At 27.8% G+C, this 25751-nt stretch carries 24 protein-coding genes; 21 read left to right on the forward strand and 3 right to left on the reverse strand.

The genetic code is table 11. From position 1 onward, the window contains the following. The first annotated feature begins 180 nt into the window (after nt 1-180). From AC2A4K_RS07540 to AC2A4K_RS07550, 3 genes are all read left to right on the forward strand, one after another. Nucleotides 181-1992, forward strand: a complete 1812-nt coding sequence (locus AC2A4K_RS07540) for a hypothetical protein (protein ID WP_322503560.1) — start codon at nt 181-183, stop codon at nt 1990-1992. Between the two features lie 198 nt (nt 1993-2190). Continuing rightward, nucleotides 2191-3480, forward strand: a complete 1290-nt coding sequence (locus AC2A4K_RS07545; RefSeq protein ID WP_322503559.1) for an MFS transporter — start codon at nt 2191-2193, stop codon at nt 3478-3480. 150 nt (nt 3481-3630) lie between these two features. Next, a complete protein-coding gene (locus AC2A4K_RS07550; protein WP_322503558.1) occupies nt 3631-4011 on the forward strand; it encodes a YxeA family protein in 381 nt (126 codons plus the stop codon). 44 nt (nt 4012-4055) lie between these two features. Here AC2A4K_RS07550 and AC2A4K_RS07555 read toward each other — a convergent pair whose 3' ends face one another. After that, nucleotides 4056-4874, reverse strand: coding sequence for a nitroreductase family protein (locus AC2A4K_RS07555; RefSeq protein ID WP_322503557.1), 819 nt, complete (start codon nt 4872-4874; stop codon nt 4056-4058). A gap of 442 nt (nt 4875-5316) precedes the next feature. Between AC2A4K_RS07555 and AC2A4K_RS07560 the strand changes: the two genes are divergently transcribed. After that, complete coding sequence (locus AC2A4K_RS07560) at nt 5317-5862, forward strand: nitroreductase family protein (RefSeq protein ID WP_322503556.1); 546 nt, start codon at nt 5317-5319, stop codon at nt 5860-5862. 64 nt (nt 5863-5926) lie between these two features. Here the strand turns inward: AC2A4K_RS07560 and AC2A4K_RS07565 are convergent, their stop codons facing one another. Beyond that, nucleotides 5927-7948: a tetratricopeptide repeat-containing diguanylate cyclase gene (locus tag AC2A4K_RS07565; RefSeq protein ID WP_322503555.1), complete on the reverse strand. Its 2022-nt coding sequence runs from the start codon at nt 7946-7948 to the stop codon at nt 5927-5929. A gap of 208 nt (nt 7949-8156) precedes the next feature. Between AC2A4K_RS07565 and AC2A4K_RS07570 the strand changes: the two genes are divergently transcribed. The 3 genes from AC2A4K_RS07570 (at nt 8157) to AC2A4K_RS07580 (ending at nt 10419) form a co-directional block, all read left to right on the forward strand. Further along, nucleotides 8157-8789, forward strand: a complete 633-nt coding sequence (locus AC2A4K_RS07570) for a hypothetical protein (protein ID WP_322503554.1) — start codon at nt 8157-8159, stop codon at nt 8787-8789. 19 nt (nt 8790-8808) lie between these two features. Then, on the forward strand, nt 8809-9222 hold the full coding sequence (locus tag AC2A4K_RS07575; RefSeq protein WP_322503553.1) for a hypothetical protein: 414 nt from the start codon (nt 8809-8811) through the stop codon (nt 9220-9222). A 375-nt stretch (nt 9223-9597) separates the two neighbouring features. After that, a complete protein-coding gene (locus AC2A4K_RS07580; protein ID WP_322503552.1) occupies nt 9598-10419 on the forward strand; it encodes an MBL fold metallo-hydrolase in 822 nt (273 codons plus the stop codon). 40 nt (nt 10420-10459) lie between these two features. Here the strand turns inward: AC2A4K_RS07580 and AC2A4K_RS07585 are convergent, their stop codons facing one another. Further along, nucleotides 10460-11488: a threonine aldolase family protein gene (locus AC2A4K_RS07585; RefSeq protein WP_322503551.1), complete on the reverse strand. Its 1029-nt coding sequence runs from the start codon at nt 11486-11488 to the stop codon at nt 10460-10462. Between the two features lie 399 nt (nt 11489-11887). Here AC2A4K_RS07585 and AC2A4K_RS07590 point away from each other — a divergent pair, with 399 nt between their 5' ends. The 14 genes from AC2A4K_RS07590 (at nt 11888) to AC2A4K_RS07655 (ending at nt 25733) form a co-directional block, all read left to right on the forward strand. Beyond that, on the forward strand, nt 11888-12070 hold the full coding sequence (locus AC2A4K_RS07590; RefSeq protein WP_322503550.1) for a hypothetical protein: 183 nt from the start codon (nt 11888-11890) through the stop codon (nt 12068-12070). 226 nt (nt 12071-12296) lie between these two features. Further along, nucleotides 12297-13001 (forward strand): MIP/aquaporin family protein, encoded by a 705-nt coding sequence (locus tag AC2A4K_RS07595; RefSeq protein WP_322503549.1) that lies wholly within the window; start codon nt 12297-12299, stop codon nt 12999-13001. Nucleotides 13002-13166: 165 nt separating this feature from the next. Continuing rightward, nucleotides 13167-14399 carry a sensor histidine kinase gene (locus tag AC2A4K_RS07600; RefSeq protein WP_322503548.1) on the forward strand — a complete coding sequence of 411 codons (1233 nt, stop codon included), beginning with the start codon at nt 13167-13169 and terminating at the stop codon, nt 14397-14399. Nucleotides 14400-14417: 18 nt separating this feature from the next. Beyond that, nucleotides 14418-15170, forward strand: coding sequence for a response regulator transcription factor (locus tag AC2A4K_RS07605; protein ID WP_322503547.1), 753 nt, complete (start codon nt 14418-14420; stop codon nt 15168-15170). Between the two features lie 332 nt (nt 15171-15502). After that, on the forward strand, nt 15503-17167 hold the full coding sequence (locus AC2A4K_RS07610) for a propanediol/glycerol family dehydratase large subunit (RefSeq protein WP_322503546.1): 1665 nt from the start codon (nt 15503-15505) through the stop codon (nt 17165-17167). Between the two features lie 13 nt (nt 17168-17180). After that, nucleotides 17181-17747 carry a propanediol/glycerol family dehydratase medium subunit gene (locus AC2A4K_RS07615; RefSeq protein WP_322503545.1) on the forward strand — a complete coding sequence of 189 codons (567 nt, stop codon included), beginning with the start codon at nt 17181-17183 and terminating at the stop codon, nt 17745-17747. A gap of 19 nt (nt 17748-17766) precedes the next feature. After that, a complete protein-coding gene (locus AC2A4K_RS07620; protein WP_322503544.1) occupies nt 17767-18192 on the forward strand; it encodes a diol dehydratase small subunit in 426 nt (141 codons plus the stop codon). An 18-nt stretch (nt 18193-18210) separates the two neighbouring features. Continuing rightward, nucleotides 18211-20061 (forward strand): diol dehydratase reactivase subunit alpha, encoded by a 1851-nt coding sequence (locus AC2A4K_RS07625; protein ID WP_322503543.1) that lies wholly within the window; start codon nt 18211-18213, stop codon nt 20059-20061. After that, entirely contained in the window at nt 20054-20404 is a 351-nt protein-coding gene (locus AC2A4K_RS07630; RefSeq protein WP_322503542.1) for a glycerol dehydratase reactivase beta/small subunit family protein, read from the forward strand. Before AC2A4K_RS07625 ends, AC2A4K_RS07630 begins: the two co-directional genes overlap by 8 nt. A gap of 18 nt (nt 20405-20422) precedes the next feature. Continuing rightward, nucleotides 20423-20938 carry a cob(I)yrinic acid a,c-diamide adenosyltransferase gene (locus AC2A4K_RS07635; protein WP_322503541.1) on the forward strand — a complete coding sequence of 172 codons (516 nt, stop codon included), beginning with the start codon at nt 20423-20425 and terminating at the stop codon, nt 20936-20938. Between the two features lie 25 nt (nt 20939-20963). Then, nucleotides 20964-21392 carry a GlcG/HbpS family heme-binding protein gene (locus tag AC2A4K_RS07640; RefSeq protein WP_322503540.1) on the forward strand — a complete coding sequence of 143 codons (429 nt, stop codon included), beginning with the start codon at nt 20964-20966 and terminating at the stop codon, nt 21390-21392. 92 nt (nt 21393-21484) lie between these two features. Then, nucleotides 21485-22648 (forward strand): 1,3-propanediol dehydrogenase, encoded by a 1164-nt coding sequence (dhaT, locus tag AC2A4K_RS07645; protein ID WP_322503828.1) that lies wholly within the window; start codon nt 21485-21487, stop codon nt 22646-22648. 717 nt (nt 22649-23365) lie between these two features. Next, nucleotides 23366-24844, forward strand: a complete 1479-nt coding sequence (locus AC2A4K_RS07650; RefSeq protein WP_322503539.1) for an amino acid permease — start codon at nt 23366-23368, stop codon at nt 24842-24844. 214 nt (nt 24845-25058) lie between these two features. Next, nucleotides 25059-25733, forward strand: coding sequence for a ferric reductase-like transmembrane domain-containing protein (locus AC2A4K_RS07655; protein ID WP_322503538.1), 675 nt, complete (start codon nt 25059-25061; stop codon nt 25731-25733). Nucleotides 25734-25751: the final 18 nt, after the last annotated feature.

The following is a 25751-nucleotide window of genomic DNA, read 5'->3' on the forward strand; positions in this document are numbered from 1 at the left end:
TTCCAGTTTAAAATTAGTATTACTTAAAAATATTCTATTTAAAAATTATTAAATAGAATTTATAAAGATATATATAAATAATATAATAAGAATATATCAATTTAAAGAGTAAATAGATTAAACTTTTTACCTTTTTTAAAATACAATATATTGTAATTAATAATAGAAGGAAGAGTATGTATGCCTAACTCAAATAATAAAATAATTTTAGATGTTAAAGTTGGCAATATTATAAATGAATATAGTAAAGATAAAGTTGTCTTAGTTGGAACATATGATCAAAAAGGAGGAGATTTTACTAAAAATATACAAATAGTTATAATTCCAGAAGGAGGAGGAAGAGAGATAACTACCAATGTTGATTATACTGGATATGGTTTAGAGTTATTTCTAGGAGATTTTAATAATGACAGATTAGATGAAATAATGTTAAGAGGAGACTATGGAGGATCAGGCGGATATGAGATAGCTAGTATTTATCAATATAAAGATGAGAATCTAAAAGAAATTTTTAGTTCAGAAATGTTCTCTAAGAAATATAACTTCTTAGGGAAATATTTACCAGGAAATATAGTGAAAGTAAGTTCACCATCTTTAAAAGAAAATTTTATATTTTATATAGGTAGTAAGCCAAAAGTTTATTTAGATATGATATATGATAAGGATGGGAATGTAAAAGAGAATATAACTCCAACTATATCAGATATAAATAATGCCTTTCCAATAAAGAGTGTGTATATTGACACTCCATATCTTTTTATAAGACAAAGAGTAATAGGAGAATCTAATGCAGATACAATTGGGTACATTGATAGTTTTGTTAATTTAGCTGATAATAATATAATGATTTTCAATATTGGTGCATTTAGTTTTGGAGAAAAAGAAAATAAAGAAATTGAGAAGAAAATTTTGGGAAAAAGAATAAATAATTATAGGGATGAGGAAGAGGAAGAGTATAGAGACATAAGCTATTATGCTTTTAAGGAAGAAACGAAGGCATTTAATGAAGAATTAAAAGAAGATAATCTAACTAATATAAGGTGCATAAAGACTATGGATTCTATATTTATAGATTTTTATAGTCCTTATGTAAATAAGAGTTACCTAGATGACACTGAAGAATTTAAATTAAGAGTGGATTCTAATAAGGAAGAAAATATTAAAGAAGACAGCATGGAAAAAACTGATGAGTATAACAAAGAAATGGTAGATTATTATGAAAAACTTATAGAAAATAATGTGAATTCAGGGGTTAACTCATATTTTTTAGCTTTAGCCTATGAAAGAGTAGGAGAATATAAAAAGGCACTTGATGTGATTGATAAAGCTTTAGAACAAGAATCTCCATATCCATCAGTGGAAAGATTAAAGCAAATAAGAGAAAGATTACAAAAAGAAATTGTAGATTATTATGAAAAACTTATAGAAAACAATGTAAATCCAGGGATTAACTCATATCTTTTAGCTTTAGCCTATGAAAGAGTAAGAGAATATAAAAAGGCACTTGATGTAATTGATAAAGCTCTGGAACAGAAATCTCCATACCCATCAGTGGAAAGGTTAAAGGAAATAAGAGAAAGATTACAAAAAGAAATGGTAGATTACTATGAAAAACTTATAGAAAATAATGTAAATCCAGGGGTTAACTCATATCTTTTAGCTTTAGCTTATGAAAGAGTAGGAGAATATAAAAAGGCACTTGATGTGATTGATAAAGCTTTAGAACAAGAATCTCCATATCCATCAGTGGAAAGGTTAAAGGAAATAAGAGAAAGATTACAAAAAGAAATGGTAGATTATTATGAAAAACTTATAGAAAATAATGTAAATCCAGGGATTAACTCATATCTTTTAGCTTTAGCTTATGAAAGAGTAGGAGAATATAAAAAGGCACTTGATGTAATTAATAAAGCTCTGGAACAGAAATCTCCATATCCATCAGTAGAAAGATTAAATGAATTAAGAGAAAAATTACAAAAGCTAGTTAAGTAATTTATAGTAAATAAGTATTTAAGTGTATTAACTTTTTATAAGTTAATACACTTTTTATTTTATCTAAAAATAAATCTAGACTATTTAAATTTTATATAAAATTAGCAAATACATAAATTTAAAAAATATTGCTTATTATAATTTTGTATATTTTAAATGATTAATTAAATAAAAACTTTACAAAGGAGGAAATTATAAATGGATAAGTTTAAATCCATAAAAAATTATGCTTCATTTTCTAGAAATGTTCAAATAATAGTTATAAGTGAATTGATTTTAGCTGGAGCCTTTGGAATATATGGTTTTTTACAAATTTTATATCTAAATGAAATAAAAATACCTCCAGATAAAATAGGAATACTTTTCTCTATAGGAGCATTATCATCTATGGTTGGATTTTTTGTAGGACCATTTATTAATATCTTAGGAAGAAAAACTGTATTGGCAGCTGGATGTCTTTTAAGTGCATTAGGAATGGGGTTTTATGTTGTTTTTATAAGTTACTTTATGTTATTAATAGCTCAAATTTTAGTTAATATTGGCTTATGCTTTATTCAGGTTACAGAGTTACAGTTATTATATTCATATACAACACCAGATAAAGAATGTTGCGCTTATAGTTATAAATCATCAGTGAATTTTATTGCATCAACCTTGGGAGGGCTGTTAGCAGGAAATATAAATAAAATTCCGATATTTATTAATGTTGGCTATAAAACTCTTTTTTTATTAGCTACCATGATGACAATAGGAGCTTTTATAATACGATTATTCTTACTTCCAAAAGACAAGAGAATTAAGAGTGATAGTAAAGTAGTAAATAAAGCTTTAAAAAATGCATTAACATTATTTAAAACTCATAAGAGGATAAGAGTTTTTGCTATGTTTTTATTTATATTATCTATAGGAGGGAGTGCAATTTGGCCATATAATAATTTAATACTTAAGAATCAGTTTAATTTAAGCAATACAATTATTTCTATAATTAACTTTATAATAACTTCTCTAAATATGATAAGCATAACGCTAATGCCAATGGTTATAGAGAAGCTTGGTATACGTAAATTTGAACTTTTAGCTATGCTTGGAATAGTACTAAGTACATTTTGTCTTTCTTTAGGTCTTCCTACAGTTGTTTTTATTGTAGCTTTAATATGTAGAGCAGCAAGTGCATGCCTAGTAGGTTCTTCTTTAGATAGTTCTATGATGAGTCATATAGAGTTAGAGAATAGAGATATCTTTGCAGGAGTTAAATTATTAGTTAACGGATTGTCCAGTTCGATAGGGAATTTTATGGGAGGTCTTATAATAGATAAATTGAATTATAGGGGAATATATGTATATGGATTTGTTTTAATGGTTATTACAACATTAGTATTTTATTTAAAGGTAACTAAGTATTTTGATGAGGAGATACATATAAAGATGTTGAAAGAGAGACATTGTAAGTGTCACATGAGATATATTTATGTACAAAGAAAAATTTAAAATAGCTTTTAGTAAATAAAAAGTTCAGATTAACTATTATATCTTACAAAAATGTAATATTAACGAAAGATAAATCAATATAACAAATTAAAATAAAAAATTATAATTAAAACATAAAATTTTATATTTTATTTAAATGGAGGGTTTATATTGAAAATATTATCAAAAATTATTTTAGTAGCTACATTATGTTTTGTTGCAGTAGGTATTACTGGATGTGGAAGTTTAAAAGACATTGGTTCAGATAAATATTATCTACAAGTGTCAGTTGACGGAAAGAAAAAGTTTGCATTTAAAGATGGTGAGGAAGATGTTTACAGATATGAATATAGAGATATTAAAGCTTATGATGAATCTGGAAATGAAATAAAAGTAGTATTTACAGCAGATAAGAATCTAAGAAAAGGTGCCTTCTTAGAAGTACGTGTTAGAGATCCAAAAAGTAATGAATTAAATGCTATTCTTTCTTACAAAGAAGTTCAAGCAGATGAATTACCGAGTTTAGCTAAAGAAAAATTAAATGTGAAATAATAAAATATAGAAGAGCTCTACTAATTTAATTAGTAGAGCTTTTTTTAAATCCAATTTACTTCAACTTTTTTTCTAGGAGCTGTTCTTTTATATGTAATTGCTGGATAGCCTATAACCATACATGAAGCTATTTTTTTATTTTCAACTCCAAGTAGAGTTAGAATTTTTTCATTTCCTTCAGCAGCAAGTTGTAGGAAGCCACTAAAGAAGGTTCCAAGTCCTAATGCATTAGTCATAAGTTCCATATTTGAAGAGGCTAATTCGCCATCTAAGTCATGATGAGAAAAGGCAACTATAATTACTGGAGCATTAAAAAATAATCTATCATTTTTTATTGGATCAGCTTTATATGCTTTATACATTTTAGTCCATATTAAGGCGTATCTTCTTAAATGCTTATTTTCATCATTTAAATTATTAAGTATATACTCACCTTTTTCTTTTAAACTTTCATAAGCTAAATCTCTTAGTTCAGCTATTTTTTCAGTGATGACAACATAAGAAACATCTTGGCTATTAACTGCTGTTTGAGTGAATCTACCAGCTTCAAGAATTTTTTCTAGCTTTTCTTTTTCTACATCTTTATCCTTAAATCTTCTAACGCTTCTTCTAAATTTTATGAAATTTAATAAGTTTTCAGATTCTATATCAAAGGTTTCCTTATCATATTCTTTAACTTCTTCCATATTATAATCATCTGTTGAAACAGCTTTAGTTGGACAAACTGCAATACAATGGCCACATTTTATACAGTTTCTATTTTTAATATTAGCTTTTTCATCTACAAGTGATATATCATTTACAGGACAATCCTTTATACATTGAGTACATGCAATGCACTTCTCTTTATTAACTTTAAACATAAAATCTCTCCTTAATAATAAAAACATCTTAAAATAAGATGGTTTATTCTTTAGTATTTATAAAATATTTCACCAAAAACTTTAAGTGAATTTATTTGCTTATTATATCACCTATAAAGTAAGAATGTCTAATCATTAAGTATATATTTTAAAAAGTAAAAATACTAGCATTAATATTTTAAAAGCTTCTTTAAAAAATGAACTTTCTTTATATGAAATTCCAAGAATAATTGTAGTTGAAGAACTACCCATAAATAACAGTGGTAAGATAGATATTAAGAGATTAATAAATTTATTTTAGAGTGTATTATAAATTATAACATAGAAAATATTGGTAGAGAGTATGAAGGAATTAAGAGCGGAATAGGAATTAAATATACACATAATCTTTTAATAAATGATAAAATAAGTTTGTTGAATATAATTTTAGAGGAGAATATGTATGAATTTTTTTGAATTATTAAATAAAAGAGAGAGTGTAAGAGGATATTTAGATAAAGAGGTTGAAAGAGAAAAAATATTGAAAATAATTGAAGCGGCTAGGTTAGCACCATCAGCTTGTAATGCTCAACCTTGGAAATTTGTTGTGGTTGATGATAGAGAAATGGCAAAAGAAATTGCAGATAACCTATATGATCCATTAATAGGAATTAATAAATTTGTCTTAACTTCTCTAGTATTTATTGTAGTCGTTGGTGAAAAACGTAATTTTACATCTAAGATGGGAGAACTTATAAAGAAAAAGGATTATACATCAATAGATATTGGGATTGCATCAGAACATTTATGCTTAGCTGCTACAGAATTAGGACTTGGCACTTGTATGATGGGATGGTTCAAAGAAAAAAATATAAAAAATCTTCTTAAAATACCAAGTAGTAAAGAAATTCATTTAGTAATATCTTTAGGATATTATGATAATAAGAATACAAGAAAGAAAGTTAGGAAAAATATAGAGGAGATATATTCATTTAATGAGTATAAGTAAAAAAAATATATGATTACTTTAGAAAGTTTTAGTGAAAAAATAAAAACAAACTAGATTTAATAATCTAGTTTGTTTTTATCTTTGAGAAAACTTCAATTCTATTTTTACCATTGTTTTTAGCTAAATATAATGCCTCATCTGATTTTTGAATCATATCATAAATATTTTCTTTTACTCCCTTTGCCTTTGTATATATTCCTACACTTATAGTTACATATTGATCGGCTAAAGAGAATTTGTGTTCAATTGACTTTAGTCTTAAATCTGCTTGAATCTTAAATGAAATTTTTTTTGCTTCTAATTCAGATCTTTTTGGAAGTATAATTAATAATTCTTCACCACCATATCGTATAGCAAAATCCTCCTTATCAATATTAGTTAAAATAGATTGAGAAACAGACTTTATAACTTCATCTCCTTTTATATGACCATAATTATCATTGTAATTTTTAAAATAATCAATATCTATAAGTAGTATTGAAATTTCATTAAGCTCAAGAAATTTCTTGTTTTTACTAGCATATGAAGCTAAAAACTTTCTATTTAAAAGATTTGTCATTCCATCAGTACAATTAGATTTTTTTAATAACTTTATTAATCTCATCCTTGTGAAAATAATTATTAGTAAAAAACTAACAATAGTTATTAATATAATCATATAGAGTTGTTCTCTATTCTTTTGTTCTTTAAGTAATTCATTTTCATAAGCTTTTATAGCATAATCGATATAATCGTTATCTATTTCATTTTGAAATTTATCTTTTTCTTCAATTAGTTTTTTACTAAAATTTAAAGCTTTCTCAGTATCACCAAGGGCTTCATAAGTTTTCACTAATCCCTCATAGATAGGTATATTTAATATTGCACCTCTTTTATTGGATTCTTTCAAATCTTCATTATATTCAGTTAAAGCATTATAATAATCTCCTTTTTCCAACAAAAGATTTGCATATGTTAATTTAAAGGTAATATCTTTGTTAGAATATATAGAAATATTATCATTTTTTAAAAGTTCAAATCCTTTATTTATATAATCTTCGGCTTCTTTAAAGTTTTTTCTTTTTATAGCTAATAGAGCTAAACTATTTAGGTATAATATCTCAGCATCATCCTTATAAGAGGAAGATAATTTGGTAAGTAAAGGTGGTACTTTCTTGGCAGCGTCTTCAGCACTTGAAAAATAATTTAAATTAGTATATGAATCAATTATATTTATGTAAGCCTCAACTTTTGATTTAGCATCAATTTTATCATTTTTAACAGGCGTTTTAACAGCTAATTGGTAGAAATCAATAGCTGTACTAAAGTTTTTTAATTGAAGATTTATATTTCCTAAAGAAGTATATGCTTTTATTTTATAGATTTCTCCACCATTTATATTTTTTTCAGTATTTATACTATTTATAATATCTAGATAAATATAAGTGGCATTAGCATAATTAAAGTTTAATAAATAAAAATTAGCAAGATAATAATTTAAAGCTATTTTAGATTCTTCTGTAAGTCCACCTGTCTTGTCAATATAGTTATTTAGTATATTTATTGCAGCATTTCTAGTATAAGATACACTAGTAAGAGTTTTTAAGACATCATTAATTATGTAAGTATCATTCTTTAAAGAGCTATCTCCTTTTATATATTTTATTGCATCCTGTGCATTTTCAACTAATCCTGAATATCTTCCAAAACTATTATTTTCTTCGATTAAACATCTATTTAAAAAAATATAAGTATATATTCTTACAAAATCAGAAGAAGCATCATTAATAGCATTTTTGGCATTAATAAAATTTTTAATAGCACTACTATAATCCTTTGATACATAATCAAAATAACCTAGAGAAAAATAAATGTCACAATTTTTAGGTTTTGAATTTAAATATTTTCTAGCTTTATTTATGTATGAAGGAGTAATTTTAGCTTCTTTATAAGTATTTTCTATATTGTCCAATATTATTTTTTCGGTTAAATAGTTTTTATTGGGATTGTCTGAAGGCTTTCCATATACACTATATTCTTTAAATATACTAGAAAATAAGAATATAAGCATAAGAAAAACTAAGATAATGCTATATTTCTTTTTCAAAATATTCTCTCCTTATTTCTACGTCTATTAATGAGAATATCATAGTTACATAAATTTTACAATAATACTAATAGTAATGAATATTATCGACATTATAGCGCTTTTATATTTATGTAAATGTGTACAAAAAGTTAAGGGGGTGATATAATTAAATTGTAATTATTTGGCTTTGATTTTACTTTTATTCTTGATAATTAGGGGTGAGGATATGGTTTTTACAATTAATGCTTATAAAATACCTTTAGATTCAGTTTATAGACTTAAAAATAACTATGATTGGGAACCTCAAGAAAATTTTTTAAAGATTGATTTTAAAAATGATATGATATTTAATACTCATGAAGAGGCTGAAAAGTGGCTTGTTAATAATAATATTCTTCTTATAAACGGAGAAAAGGTCAATGTTGGAGGCTTTCAAATAAGTTGTTTTGGGGTTGATAATTTTAATATTGAGATAGTAGTACATAGAAAAACAAAGCCTAATATTTTTACGATTGATGATATAAGAAGAGTTCTAAAAGAAGGAGATGATAGATATAATAACTCTCTAATAATAGATTTTGAGGGAAATTTAAAGTTAATACAGAGCAATCCAGAAGATATAATATATCATTCTAATTATGCTGTTAGTAATGAGGTATATAATAGTGGGAATGGATTTGTTGGAAGAGAGTTTAATGATTTATATATAAAGTATATTTATCTAAATATGCTAGATAATTGGTTTTTACATTTAGAGTCGGGAAGAAGTATTTATGTAGCCTGTTATGAAGATAATATCGATGAGAAAAATACAATTTATAAAATCAATAAATTGTTAATGAACATGAAGTTATTATAACAAAGGAGATGTAAATAAGATGGAAAAATCAAATATATTTTCAAACAATGAAACATTAAAATGTGTTGTATGTGGTAAAGATTTAATGGATAATATAAAAATGTCTATGGTTCAAATAATAACTGATGAAAATGATCAAATAGTAAGGGTTCTTCCATGCTGTAAGGGAGAATGCGATCATAGACTACAAGACGAGATTAAAGATTATGAAGGTGATGGATTTAGAGATTTGAGTACTTTTATAAATCCATATTTGTATATAAAAAATCTTATGCAAATAATGGATAGGATGTTTGAAGGAAAAGGTTTTGCAAATCAGGAAGCTTTTGATACTTATTCAGATTTAATTTTAAATTGCTATGAATATGTTTCAAGAAATTTAAATGAAGAAGAGAAGGAAGCTGCTAAGAAAATAACCTTATTACCATTATAATTTTTTGAAGGCTTTATTATTTATGAAAAATATAATAAAGCTTTTTATATCAATATTAATAAATTGTTTTATAAGTAATCTTATAAAACAAGGTAATATTTTACATAAATAATATAAATATAGCATATCTTATTTAAGAAATAAGTGTGTTAATTATTAGGTGCTTTAAGTTTGGATTTACCTAAAAGTATTGTTTGTTTAGTGGTGATTTAGGCACTGATGTTGAAAAAGTGTTTTGTTTTTTATTAGGTATAATAATTTTATTAATATTAATAAGTACAATTTTTAAAATTAAGAATATTTAAATAAGGGTATTTTATGTATAAATTTCCAAACTATATTTAATATAAAAGAGAACTGAGAGGAGCGAGTAATTTGGTAATAACAACCTTAGTAGAAAATACAAAGTTAGCAAGTGAATATAACAACAAGCATGGGTTATCATTTCATATAAAAACAGAAAACCAAAGTATACTTTTTGATTTAGGGCCAAAGGATGTTTTTATAGAAAATGCAAAAAAATTAAATATCGATTTAGCTGATGTTGATACTGTTATAATATCTCATGGACATAGTGACCATGGTGGAGGGTTAGAATACTTCTTAAAAATAAACAATAAAGCTAAGATATATATACACAAGGATGCTTTTAATGAACACTATAGTGTGGTTGGATTGTTTAAAAAATATATAGGTTTAAACAAAGACTTAAAATTAAATCCAAGAATAATATTAACTGATGGTGATATGAAAATTGATAGCGAACTGTACTTATTTTCAACAGTTGAAAATAATCATAAGAGTTCAGGGTTTAATGGAGCATTATATAAGAGAGTGAATGGAATCTATTTAGAAGATGATTTTACTCATGAACAAAACCTTATAATAAAAGAGGGAGAAAAGTATATTTTATTTGGTGGCTGTGCTCATAATGATATAAGAAACATTCTTGATAAGGCAGAAGTAATTGTAGGAAAAGACTTAGACTATGTTATAAGTGGTTTCCATATATTTAATCCAGCAACAGGAAGAAGTGAAAGTGATACTTTTATAAATACATTAGGAGATAATCTGATTGAAAGAGACACTAATTTTTACACTTGCCACTGTACCGGTATGAAAGCTTTTAAAATGTTAGAACAGAGACTTGGAGATAAGATTAATTATATAGCTACAGGTCAAGTTTTAAGCATATAAAAATATAGGTCGTATTTATTATACGACCTATATTTTTTATTTATTTTGTAAGTTCTTTAACTTTTAATATAAAATCTTTAATTGCCTCTTCTTTGGTTGCCCAAGAGGTTATAAGTCTTATAGAAGATTTATTTTCATCGACTTTAGTCCATCTATAGAATCTATAATCTTTTTCAAGCTCTTCAATTATATTATTAGGAAGGATTGGGAAAATTTGATTAGTAGGAGATTCTATTAGAAGCTCATAACCACATTCCTTTAAACCTTCGCTTAAAAGTTTACCCATTTTATTTGAGTGAGATGCTAATTCAAAGTATAAGCCATCTCTAAATAATTCTTCAAACTGTATCCCTAAAAGTCTTCCTTTAGCTAATAGAGCACCTTTTTGCTTAATATTATGTCTGAAATTAGGTTTTAAAAGTTCATTACTTATAACTAAAGCTTCTCCTAGGAGAGCACCATTTTTTGTTCCTCCAATCGAAAATGCATCAGTATATTTACACATATCAGCTAGAGAAAGACTAGCTTCTTCAAGAGATAAGGCTGAACCAAGTCTTGCTCCATCTACATATAAAAGAAGGTTATTATTCTTACAACAATCATAAAGTGCTTTCATTTCATTTTTATCATAAACTGTACCAAGTTCTGTTGGATTAGATATGTAAACTAATTTTGGTATTAAAACATGTTCAGAATCATATTCAATTAATAAGTTTTCGATTAAATCTGGATTTAGTTTTCCTTCATTACAATCAATAGTTATGACTTTGTGACCAGTATATTCAATAGCACCACATTCATTAACAGCGATATGCCCTGTATTAGGTGATATACATGCTTCATATGGTCTTAAAAAACCATCTATTGCTATAAGGTTAGTTTGAGTTCCTCCAGAAATAAAATGGACATCTATATTTTCATTTTGAGAAAGTTCTCTTATTTTTGAAATTGCATTTTGAGTATGACTATCATAGCCATAACCTTCTTCTTGAGAAAAGTTTGATTCCATTAAAGCTTCTAATATTCTAGGATGAGCTCCTTCACTATAATCATTTTTTAAGCTATACATATTAGTATCCTCCCCAGTAAAAAATATTATATTTGCTTAAGTTTTTATCTGTAAAATATAAATTATGAATAAATATAAAATTAAAAATAAATTAAAATCCAATTAAAAATAACTATATATCAAATATAATATGGATGTCAAATGTCTTCTTAATATGCATAAATACAAGAGTTCGTCGTATAAAAACATATTGGATTAAAATATGATGGGATAATGTTTACATTTTTTTATGGCTATAAAAATATCAAAAAATCATGAAAATTTTAAATAAATTTTTCATAAAAATTAAGAAAATATACAAAAAGAATATTTGTAAATAAGTATAGAGAATTTACAAAAAAATTTGAAAGAACTGAAGCTATAAATTACAATATTAATATATTGAAAGGGGAAGATAAAATGGAATTAGATTTTTTAAGGATAATTTTTACTTTATTCAACATAGGATTAATAGTTTTAATTGTGTATTTAGTTATTAAAGCAATAAAAATGATAGTAAGTTTAATGAATAGATTAAATAGAATAGAAGACAAGTTAAATGAAATTTCAGAGGGTTTGAAAGAAAATAATAAAGAATCCTAAAATGTTGAAATTTTAACTAATTTAAAAGATTTACATGGATAAATTTGCTCTAAATGGAATGTTTTTTTAGTCAAATTAATAAATATATTAAAAATAAAAAGAAATTTTAATTATAAGCTTGACTATTTTTTAACATGTGTATTATATTATAAGTGTTGTTAAAGAAATATTAAAGTTTTATTAAAGAATATTGTATTTGTGCCATAAGTATAGAGGAGTATATTTTATGGCAACATTATTAGCGGAATTAATAGGAACGATGCTACTTATAATATTAGGTGATGGCGTTGTTGCTAACGTAGTTTTAAGGAAGACAAAGGGAAATAGCTCAGGGTGGATAGTTATAACTACTGGATGGGCATTAGCTGTAGTTATACCAGCAGCACTTTTTACTAGTGTAAGTGGAGCATTATTTAATCCAGCATTAACAATAGCTTTAGCTATTGTTGGACAATTTTCATGGGCTCAAGTTATTCCTTATATAATTGCACAACTTTTAGGAGCTTTCTTAGGAGCTGTTGTAGTTTACATAACTTACTATAATCATTTTGAAGAGACAGAAGATCAAAATTCAAAATTAGGTGTATTTTGTACTATTCCAGAAATAGAAGATCATAAGATAAACTTTTTAACAGAGTTTGTTGGAACTTTTGTTTTAGCTTTTGCTGTATTAGGAATTGGTGCTCAAAACATAGATTATGGTGTAAAAGTAATTATAATAGGATGTCTAATATGGGCTATTGGATTAAGTTTAGGTGGTCCTACAGGATATGCAATAAATCCAGCTAGAGATTTTGGTCCAAGATTAGCACATTTCTTACTGCCTATTCCAAGAAAAGGTGGTTCTAAATGGGAGTATGCTTGGATTCCAGTTGTTGCACCTATACTAGGGGCAATATGTGGAGCCTTAGTTTATGTAAATATATTTTAATAAGCTAAGTTAAAGGGATTAAAAATTATTATCTATACCTAAATATAGATAATAATTTTTTTTTGCAAATATAAAATATCAAGAATTAGTATTGTTTTTTAGAAATATTATTTTTACTATAGCACAGTATAACGTATATATTATAAAGTTCTTAAAGGAGGACATATGGCAGGCTTATTAGATATTAGGGAGATTTTAGACGTTAATTCTTTTCAAAAAATACAGGATGACATATCTAGAGCAACGGAGTTTGCAATAATTACAGTGGATTACAAAGGAATACCTGTTACAAAGCATAGTAGATGTAGTGAATTTTGTAGACTTATAAGAGAGAAAAAAGAGTTTGCTAAATTATGTGAAAAATGTGATTCAAGAGGTGGATTAGAAGCTGCTAGAGAAGGAAGTTTTTACATATATAAATGCCATAGAGGTCTTGTTGATGTTGCAGTTCCTATAATAATCGATGGTCAATACTTAGGTGCTGTTATGGTTGGACAGGTTCTTTTAGAGAATGCAGAGGATTATAACCTTGAGGAGGTTCTTACGAAAGAATTAGAATATGATTCTATGGAAAAAGAAAAAATACTTGAAGCATATGAGAAAATTCCAGTGTTAAGCTTTGATAAAATACAAGCTGTTTCTGAAATGATGTCTCATGTAAGCAATTACATTGTTGAAGAGGCGCTTTTAAAGAGAACTCAAAATGAGATTTACAAAAAAAACATAGAAATTGCAAGAGCGGAAAGAAGTAAGTTAGAACTTGAAGAAGAATATAAAGCTTGTCAGTTAAAGGCCCTTCAATCTCAAATAAATCCTCATTTTTTATTCAATGTATTAAATAGTATAGCCTCTTTAGCTATTATAGAAGATGCTCCTAAAACCCAAGAGGTAATCTATAATTTATCATATATTTTAAGATATACATTGAAAAAAGCTAATAAAATTGTAAGACTTGATGAAGAGATAAATCATGTTAAAGCTTACTTAGAGATTCAAAAGGTACGCTTTGGAGAAAGAATAAAATATAATATAGATTTTAATGAAGATGATTCTAATGTTCAAATTCCATTTATGGCTCTTCAAGTTTTTGTAGAGAATGCAGTGTTACATGGAATTGAGGAAAAAGAGCAAGGTGGAACAATTAATTTATCAATTACTAATAAAGAAGAAAGTATGCTTATTACAATAATTGATGATGGAGTTGGAATACCAGTTGAAAAACTTTGTGAAATTAGAAATGAAATAAAAAGTAGAGATAAAGTTGGATTTGATAAAGTCGGAATAAATAATGTTAATAAAAGAATGTATCATTATTATGGTGATGAGTACATTATAAATATAGAGAGTAAAGTTAAAAAAGGTACTAAAGTTGAAATTACAATACCTAAAAAACTTTAATAGAGGGAGTGCGTTTTAGTGGTTAGCATAATGGTTGCTGATGATGAGCAATTAGAAAGAAGTGTTTTAATTGCCATATTAAAGAAGAATTTAAGAGTGAAAGAAATTATTGAGGCTAAAAATGGAAAGGAAGCTTTGGAGTTAAATAGAGAGTATAACCCAGATGTAATAATCATGGATATAAAAATGCCAGGAATTAATGGTATTAAAGCTCTGGAGCTTATAAAAAAAGAAAATCCTAATAAGGAAATAATAATGCTAACTGCATATGATGATTTTGAATTTATACATAAGGTTTTAGTGCTAGGTGGATCAGATTATATACTAAAGCCAATAAAGCCAGATAAGATAACAGAAATTGTTGATGGGATTATAGATAAGGTAGAAAACAATAATGTTTTAGTAGAAAATACAAATCATAATTTTGAAAAAAAATCAGAAGGTTGTTTTGATGAAAAGGAAAATCTTGTAGGTAAGGTTTCTAAGTATATAGATGATAATATGGATAAAATGCTTAAGCTTGAAGAATTAGCATCTATTTGTAACTTAAGTCCAGGATACTTTAGTAGAATCTTTAAAAAAGAAACTGGCAAGACAGTAATTACTTATATAAATGAAAAAAAAGTAGATAAGGCAAAAAAATTACTAAAAGAGAGTAAAGAACCTATAATCAATATATCATTAGATTTAGGCTTTGATGATTGTGGTTATTTTATAAGGGTATTTAAAAAGATAACAGGATTGACGCCTAAGGCTTTTAGAGAAGAATAAATTAATTATTAAATTAACAATCCTTTTATTTTCGTGAGGATTGTTACATATGAAATTACGGCAATAAGATGAGAAATTGTTATAAAAAAATCAAGATTGATAGGAAAATATCACCTTATAGAGGTAAAAGTATTAAAAAAATGATATTTAGATAGGATTATTTTAATTTTCATATATGTGAAGTTAAAATAATCCTATTTTTTTATATAAAATACGACAAAAATTTAACATAATAGATGAGGATTTTTCGATGGAATTTAATTAAAATTATATTAAAATCTAGACATGGATAAAAAATTAACAAATGAATTTGAAAGCGAGGAGACGTTAAAGTGAAATCTAAAAGATTCCAAGTATTATCAGAACGTCCTGTAAATCAAGATGGACTTATAGGAGAGTGGGCTGATGAAGGCTTAATAGCTTTAGATAGTCCAAATGATCCAAAATCATCAATAAAAATAGAAAATGGAAAAATTACTGAATTAGATGGTAAAACAAGAGATGAATTCGATATGATAGATAAATTTATAGCTGATTATGCTATAAATATAGAAAATGCAGAAGAATCAATGGCTCTTTCATCTAAAGAGATAGCAAGAAGATTAGTTGATATAAATGTAAGTAGAGATGAAATAGTTAAAATAACAACATCAATAACTCCTATGAAATCAGTAGAAGTTATTCAAGAGATGAACGTTGTTGAAATGATGATGGCTCTTCAAAAAATGAGAGCAAGAAGAACACCAGCGAACCAATGTCATGTTACTAACGTAAAAGACAACCCGGTTCAAATAGCTGCAGATGCTGCAGAGGCTGCTTTAAGAGGATTTGCAGAGCAAGAGACTACAGTAGGTATAGTAAGATATGCACCTTTCAATGCATTAGCTATCTTAGTAGGTTCACAGGTAGGAAGAGGAGGAGTTTTAACTCAATGTGCAGTTGAGGAAGCTACTGAACTTGACCTAGGAATGAGAGGACTTACAAGTTATGCAGAAACAGTTTCAGTTTATGGAACAGAGGCAGTATTTACAGATGGAGATGATACTCCATGGTCAAAAGCGTTCTTAGCATCAGCTTATGCTTCAAGAGGACTTAAGATGAGATTTACATCAGGTTCGGGTTCAGAAGCATTAATGGGATACTCAGAAGGAAAATCAATGCTTTACTTAGAGTCAAGATGTATATACATAACTAAGGGAGCAGGGGTTCAAGGATTACAAAATGGTGCAGTTAGTTGTATAGGTATGACAGGAGCTGTTCCATCAGGAATCAGAGCTGTACTTGGAGAAAACCTAATAGCTGCAATGCTTGATATAGAGGTTGCATCAGCAAATGACCAAACATTCTCTCATTCAGATATAAGAAGAACAGCTAGAATGTTAATGCAAATGCTTCCAGGAACAGACTTTATATTCTCAGGATATAGTGCAGTTCCAAACTATGATAACATGTTTGCTGGTTCAAACTTCGATGCAGAGGACTTTGATGATTACAACATACTTCAAAGAGACTTAAAGGTTGATGGTGGAGTAAGACCAGTTACAGAAGAAGAAACTATAAAGGTTAGAAATAAAGCTGCTAAATGCATACAAATAATCTTTAGAGAATTAGGATTCCCAGAAGTAACTGATGAAGAAGTTGAAGCAGCTACTTACTGTCATGGAAGTAAAGAAATGCCAGATAGAAATATAGTTGAAGACTTAAAAGCTGCAGAGGAAATGTTAGAAAGAAGAATAACAGGACTAGATATAATAAAAGCTTTAAGTAAAAATGGCATGGAAGATATAGCAAACAATTTATTAAATATGCTTAAGCAAAGAGTTACTGGAGATTATCTTCAAACTTCAGCAATATTAGATAAAAACTTCAATGTTATAAGTGCTGTTAATGATGTAAATGACTATATGGGACCTGGAACAGGATATAGACTAGATGGCGAAAGATGGGAAGAAATTAAAAATGTTCCTACAGTAATGAAGCCAGAGGATATAAAGTAGGGGGAGAATGACAATGGAAGAAAGAACTTTTATACCAGAAATAGCAGTTGAAGAGGTTGGAGAAGCCAAAGTTGGTTTAAGATCAGATGAAGTTGTTATAGGATTAGCACCTGCCTTCTTAAAATATCAAAACAAAACAATAGTTGATGTTCCTCATAGTGAGGCATTAATAGAAATCATAGCTGGAATCGAAGAAGAAGGATTAAATGCAAGAGTAGTTAGAGTGTTAAGAACATCTGATGTATCTTTTATATCTCATGATGCAGCTTGTTTAAGTGGATCAGGAATAGGTATAGGAATACAATCAAAAGGAACAACAGTAATACATCAAAAAGATTTATTACCATTAAATAACTTAGAGTTATTTTCACAGGCTCCACTTTTAACTCCAGAAACATACAGATTAATCGGAAAAAATGCAGCTAAATATGCTAAAGGTGAGTCACCAACACCAGTACCAGTAAAAAATGATCAAATGGTTAGACCTAAATTTATGGCTAAGGCAGCTTTATTACATATAAAAGAAACTAAACATGTTGAACCAGGTAAAAAACCAGTTCAATTAGAAGTTAAGTTTTAATTTAGAAAGGATTGAAATCATGGAAAACAAGAGAATGACTGCGGCAGATTATCCTTTAACTTCTAAGAGAAAAGGAGAAATAAAAACTCCAACAGGAAAAGGCTTAGAAGATATAACTTTAGAAAAAGTTTTAAGTGGAGAAATCAATGCAGATGATATAAGAATTTCACCAGAAACTTTAGAAATGCAAGCTCAAATAGCTGAAAGTATGAATAGAGATGCTATAGCTAGAAACTTTAGAAGAGCTGCAGAGCTTATAAGAGTTCCAGACGATAGAATATTAGAGATGTATAACGCTTTAAGACCATATCGTTCAACAAAAGAGGATTTATTTAAAATAGCTGATGAACTTGAAACAAAATATGATGCTAAGGTTAATGCTGATTTTGTTAGAGAAGCGGCTGAAGTATATGAAACTAGAAATAAATTAAGAACAGAAGAGTAAAATTCAAGAGGTGAAGGCATGAAAATCATAGCAGGAATTGATATAGGAAACTCTTCTACAGAAACTGCTTTAGGGAAGGTTTATGAAAATAATGTTGAATTTCTGTCAAGTGGGATAATTCCCACTACAGGAATCAAAGGTACGGAAGAAAATATAAGTGGAGTAATAGCTTCTTTAAATCAAGCATTAAAAAAAGCTAATTTAACTCTAGATGATTTAGATTTAGTTAGAATAAACGAAGCAGCACCAGTTATAGGGGATGTTGCTATGGAGACAATTACAGAAACCATAATAACTGAATCAACAATGATAGGACATAACCCTTCAACTCCAGGAGGACTAGGATTAGGAATTGGTAAGACTATAAGTTTAGAAGCTTTAGAAACTTTAGATATTACTAATATTAAAGATGAAGAAAATGCATTTATTCCATTAATCTTAGGAAATATAAGCTTTTTAGAGGCTGTATTTAGAATAAATCAAGCAACTAGAAAAGGTATTAATATAACTGCTGCCATAGTTCAAAAGGATGATGGAGTATTAATTAACAATAGATTAGATAAAAAAATACCTATAGTTGATGAGGTTTCTTTACTAGAAAAGGTTCCTGTAGATATGAAGGCAGCTGTTGAAGTAGCACCCCAAGGATCTGTGATAAGACAATTATCAAATCCATATGGAATAGCTACCGTTTTCGATTTGAGTCCAGAGGAAACAAAAATGATTGTTCCTGTATCAAGAGCTTTAATAGGAAATAGATCAGCTGTTGTAATAAAAACTCCTCAAGGAGATGTTAAAGAGAAAAAAATACCAGCTGGAAAAATAAATATAACTGGTATAAGAAGAAAAGAATCTGTAGATGTTGAAGATGGTGCTGAAAAAATAATGGAAGCTGTTAGTCTTTGTTCTCCAATAGAGGATTTAAGAGGAGATGCAGGTTCTAATGTGGGAGGAATGCTTGAAAAAGTTAGACAGGTTATGGCTGACTTAACTAATCAAAGTATTTCGGATATAAAAATTCAGGACTTATTAGCAGTTGATACTTTTATACCTCAAAAGGTTAAAGGAGGACTTGCAAAAGAGTTTTCAATGGAGAATGCTGTTGGAATTGCAGCTATGGTTAAAGCTCATAAGCTTCAAATGCAAATAATAGCTAATAAACTTGAAGAAAAATTGGGTGTACCTGTGGAAGTTGGTGGAGTAGAAGCAGATATGGCTATAAGAGGAGCATTAACAACTCCAGGTACAAACACTCCATTAGCTATTCTTGATATGGGAGCTGGATCTACAGATGCTTCTATTATAAATAAAGAAGGAAATATAACATCAATACATTTAGCTGGTGCTGGTAACATGGTAACTATGCTTATTAAATCAGAATTGGGTATAGAGGACTTTGGTCTTGCAGAAGATATAAAGAAATATCCATTGGCTAAAGTTGAAAGTTTATTCCATATAAGACATGAAGACGGAACAGTAGAGTTTTTTGAGAAGCCTTTAGATTCTTCAGTTTTTGCTAAGATTGTAATTATTAAAGAAGGAATGCTTATTCCTATAGATGGACAAAATTCTTTAGAAAAGATTAAAAATGTTAGAAAAACTGCTAAAGAAAGAGTTTTTGTAACTAACTGTTTAAGAGCATTAAGAAGTGTTTCTCCTACAGGAAATATAAGAGATATAGAGTTCGTTGTTTTAGTTGGAGGTTCATCATTAGATTTTGAGGTGCCAGAATTAGTAACAGATGCATTATCTCATTATGGAGTAGTTGCAGGAAGAGGAAACATAAGAGGATGCGAAGGTCCAAGAAATGCAGTTGCAACTGGTCTAGTATTAGCCTTTGACAGAAAGGGTGTCAAAGAAAATGATTAAGGATTATAATCATCCAAGTATATTTGTATATTGTTCTTTAGGAATAAATGAAATGGACATAGAAGAAATTCTATGGGGAATAGAAGAAGAAGGAATTCCCTTTATATTAAAAAATAAAGATTTAAATGATGCTAAAGAACTTGCTAATTTAGCAGCTAATGATTCTAAACTTTCAGTTGGAATAGGAATTAATAATCAAGGTGACATAAGTTTAACTATTGATAAATTAAAAGAAGAAGATCCTTTATTCTTTATAAATTTAGAACAAGGATGCAAAAGTTTAAGAAGCTTAGGTGCAAATGGTGCAAGGTTAGTTAAGGGAATGCCTTTAAAAAATATTTAAATTGAAGAGGTGTTTAACATGAATATTTACACTAAAACTGGTGATAAAGGAACAACTTCTCTTTTCGGAGGAAGTAGAGTAGATAAATGTGATTTAAGAGTAGATGCTTATGGAACAATAGATGAATTAATATCTTTCATAGGACTTGCTTATGCTGAACTATCTAATGAGGAAGAGAAGAATATACTTAATAAAATACAAAAAGAATTGTTCATGTTAGGAGCCGAGCTTGCTAGTGATGAAAAAGGACTTGAGCTTTTAAAGGATAAAATTGAATTAAAACATATAGAGTATTTAGAAAAATTAATAGATAAATATATGGAAATAGCTGGTTCATTAACAGCCTTTGTTATACCAGGTAAAAATAGATCTTCAGCAACTCTTCATGTAGCTAGAACTGTAGCTAGAAGAGGAGAGAGAATAATGACTGCTTTAAATGAAGTACAGCCATTAAGAGAAGAGATTAAAAAATACATAAACAGATTATCAGATGCTTTATTTGCATTAGCAAGATATGAAGAAATAGATAAATAAAATAGCTTAAGAGGAGGGGAAAAATATGAAAAAATTAAATGATGTAAAAGAATTAAGCTTAGAGATAGTTAAGGAAATGGCTAAAGCTTCAGAAGCTAAAGCTAAAGAAATGAATGTTCCAGTTATATTTGCAGCAGTTGATGCTGGTGCTAATTTAATACTTATGCATAGAATGGAAGATGCATTTTTAACAAGTATAGACATAGCTATAAACAAAGCTTATACAGCAGCTTGTTTGAAACAAGGAAGTCATGAAATCGCAGAGTGTGTTCAACCAGGAGAAAGTCTTTATGGTCTTCAATTAACAAATAATTGTAGAATAGTACCATTTGGTGGTGGATTCCCAATTATAGTTGATGGAAAAGTTGTAGGAGCTGTTGGTGTAAGTGGTGGAACTGTTGAAGAAGACATGGCTATAGCACAAGCTGCAGTAGATTGTTTTAACAATAAATAGTAAAAAGCTAATATTATTTAATCATTATAGATTAAATATTTAAAAATATATTTAGATTTCATAATATAAATTTTTCAAGGAAAATGGAGGAAATAGAAATGAGAATGTACGATTATTTAGTACCAAGTGTAAACTTTATGGGAGCTAACTCAATATCAGTAGTTGGTGAAAGATGTAAAATATTAGGTGGAAAAAAAGCTTTAATAGTTACAGATAAATTTTTAAGAAGCTTAAAAGGTGGAGCAGTTGAATTAACTGAAAAATACCTGAAAGAAGCAGGAATAGAAGTTGCTTACTATGATGGAGTAGAACCAAATCCAAAAGATACAAACGTTAGAGATGGATTAAAAATATTCCAAGATGAAAACTGTGATATGATAGTTACAGTTGGTGGAGGAAGTTCACATGACTGTGGTAAAGGTATAGGTATAGCTGCAACTCACGAAGGAGATCTTTATGACTATGCTGGAATAGAAACATTAACAAATGCACTTCCTCCAATAGTAGCAGTAAACACTACAGCTGGAACTGCAAGTGAAGTAACAAGACACTGTGTTATAACAAACACTAAAACTAAAGTTAAATTCGTTATAGTAAGCTGGAGAAACCTACCTTTAGTTTCAATCAATGACCCACTATTAATGGTTGGAAAACCAGCAGGATTAACAGCTGCAACAGGAATGGATGCTTTAACTCACGCTGTAGAAGCATACGTATCAAAAGATGCTAACCCTGTAACAGATGCTGCTGCAATACAAGCTATAAAATTAATATCAAATAACTTAAGACAAGCTGTTGCTTTAGGAGAAAACTTAGTAGCAAGAGAAAATATGGCTTATGGTTCATTATTAGCTGGTATGGCATTCAACAATGCTAACTTAGGATATGTACATGCTATGGCTCACCAATTAGGTGGATTATATGACATGCCTCATGGAGTAGCTAATGCTATGTTATTACCACACGTATGTAAATATAACTTAATAGCTAACCCACAAAAATTCGCTGATATAGCTGAATTCATGGGAGAAAACATAGAAGGATTATCAGTAATGGATGCTGCTCAAAAAGCTATAGATGCAATGTTCAGATTATCAACTGATATAGGAATACCAGCAAGATTAAGAGATAAAGGTATAAAAGAAGAAGATTTCGAATACATGGCAGAAATGGCTCTTAAAGATGGTAATGCATTCAGTAACCCAAGAAAAGGTAATGAAAGAGACATCGTTGAAATATTTAAAGCTGCATTCTAATAAATTTTATAATTAATTTAAAAGATATAATCATAAGACTAGCTCTATTGCTAGAGCTAGTCAAAATAAAAAAATAAAAGGCATGAATACAATAGACTTTTATATAGACTTTAATAAACAAACAACACTAAAAATTAATATATGTAAAACGGATAAATGATCATACAATGAATTCAAGTTATAAATACCCAATAACTTGAATAAAATTTGTTTTGAATAGTTTCATAAGATACCCAGTGAGATTATTTTAAAATAAAAGTTATAATAGAATTTTTCATAATATATTTAAAAGACTCTTTTAATGATGGAAGAGTCTTTTATCTATTTAATTAATATGATTTACTATTTACCTAAAACAAAATATATAATAAGATCTAAAGAAAAATAATAAATTTAAAAAAATTATAAAAAGGTTATAAACATAATTAATAACTATTAATTATGTTTATAACCTTTTTTGTTGAAAAGAAATTATGCAATATATTGAATAAAATTTGCATATATAAAACATGTAAAAACTTTAAATTAGTATAATAATAGAGGTTAAGTCTTTTAAAATATCGATTACATAGATAAAAATACAAAAAATGAGAATAAATATTCATAAGAACGTGTTGTATATTTATTATTGAGGTGGTATAATTTTTACAGATAAATGAACAAATGATTAACAAAATATTAAATGTATTTAAAAGTACAAAAGAAGGGGAGTTTATAATGGGAAAGGATAAAAAGATAAAGCTTTGGGCTTTAGTAATGCTTATTTTTGTACCAACATTTGGGTTTACTAATATAGCAAGTAATGCGGTTTATTTAGGACCATCAGCGATTCCATCATGGGTAATAGTATCTATTTTCTATTTCTTACCTTTATGTGGAATAATAGCAGAAATGGCTTCTGCAAATCAGGATAAAGAAGGTGGAATATATTCATGGATAAATAAAGCTCTGGGAGAAAAATGGGCTTTTATAGGAACTTGGACATATTTTATAGGAATATTATTTTATCTACAAATGGTGTTTTCAAGAATACCAGTAGCGGCATCATGGGCAATACTTGGTAGAAATGTATTTACTGATTCTAATGCATATTTATTACCTATTTTATCAATAGTAATATGTATAGCTATGACATATATAGCAACTATAGGAGTAAGTAAGTTCTCAAAACTTGCTGATTTTGGTGGACAATTTACTTTAGCTGCAACAGTAATTTTTATATTAATGGCAGTGGTTGGATACTTTATAGGAACTCCATCTGCCACTGAATTTACAACTCAAAATGTAATACCTGATTTTAATGTAAGTTATTTTTCTACTTTTTCATGGTTATTATTTGCAGTGTCAGGCTCAGAGGTGGCGGGTACTTACATAATGCAAACAGAAAATCCTAAAAAAACATTTCCAAAGGCAATGATAATAGCAACAGCTTTAATAGCATTTTCATATATTTTAGGTTCAGTGGCTATACAACTTATAGCTTCACCAGAAGTTTTAGAAAAAGCTGGAATTCAAGATGCTGGTTATGTTGTATATTACATTTTAGCTAATAACTTTGGAATAAATGGTAAGGTGGTAGTTCAAATATATGCTGCAATTAATTTAATAACATCAATAGCAGCTTATATAATTTGGATGGAGTCACCTATAAGAGCCATGTTTGGAGAAGTTCCGAAGGGAACATTCCCAAGCTTTTTAACTAAAAAGAGAAAGGATGGTACTTTAGTTAATGCTCTTTGGACACAATGTGCAATTTTAGTAGTGTTAATATCAATACCTTTATTAGGAATAGGATCAATAGATGACTTCTTTAAGTTATTAACAGATCTATCATCATTAGCAGTTGTGGTACCTTATGTAGTATTAATATGTGCATTTATATCCTTTAGAAAGAATAATAAAGAATTAGAATTTAAATTCTTTAAATCAGATGCATTAGCATATACAGTAGCTGGTATAGCTCTAGTGCTTTCTTGTGCAGGCTTTTTCGGAGCAGGGCTTCAAGATATTGTTGGAAGTTCAGGTAAAGAAGCAGTTCTTCTAATAATAAAAACTTATGGAGGTCCATTAATACTTATGGCTTTAGGTTTAGTTTTAAGATCTATATCTGAAAAATCTTATAAAAATAAGATTGAACTTAATGAAGAGAATACTGTTGGATTTGATGAAGAGACTATATGTGATTATAGTGAGTAATAAGTTGATTAAGAAAAATTTATAGGAATCTTTGGAGCAATAGAAGGTAAGAGGATAAAAATTCTCTTACCTTCTTTATTTATTAAATGAATAATAAGTATATTATAAGGATAAAATGTTTCAAATATTACTAGATTTTTAATTGACTTTTAACAAGTTGTATAGTATTATCTAAATGAAAATGATTGTCAATAATAATTGAAGGGAGAAATCAATGGACTATTTAATTTATTCACTAATAGCAGTAATAATTTTATCATTAGGATTAAATAACATTTTAAAGAAGCAAACAAAGTATTTTTATCTTTTAGCTTCTTTAATAACAATCATAGTTACTACATATGAGTTTTTTAAAATATGGACAGGCTTAAAATTAGATGGAATTGTCTATATTTTAGAAAGAAGTTTTATGAAGGGGTATGTATCAACAGCATTATTTATATTAATAATGTTTGTAGGAGCATTAAGTAAAAAATGGGGAGTTACTAAAAAGCTTTTAAGAGTTAGAGCTGAAATGGCTATTTTAGCATCTATATTAATATTGCCTCATTTTATAGTATATACATATAAATTCTTAATAAATTTGTTTAATGGAAAGACTTTAAGTGTATCCTATTTAGTATTTGTAATAGTAGGAATTTTAGCATTTGTAATAATGATTCCTTTATTTATAACTTCCTTTAAAAAAGTGAGAATTAACATGTCACCAAGCAAATGGAAAAAGCTTCAAAGATGGGCGTATCCTTTTTACTTCTTAATATATGCTCATATAATGATTATTTTATTAAACAAAAAGCAAATTAATTGGAATACAGTAGGAACTTATACAGTAATATTTTTAGGATATTTTGTTTTAAAAGTGGTTAATAGTAAAAAAGTTGCTAAATAATATTTTATAAGCTAACAG

This window comes from Clostridium sp. LIBA-8841, assembly GCF_057782475.1.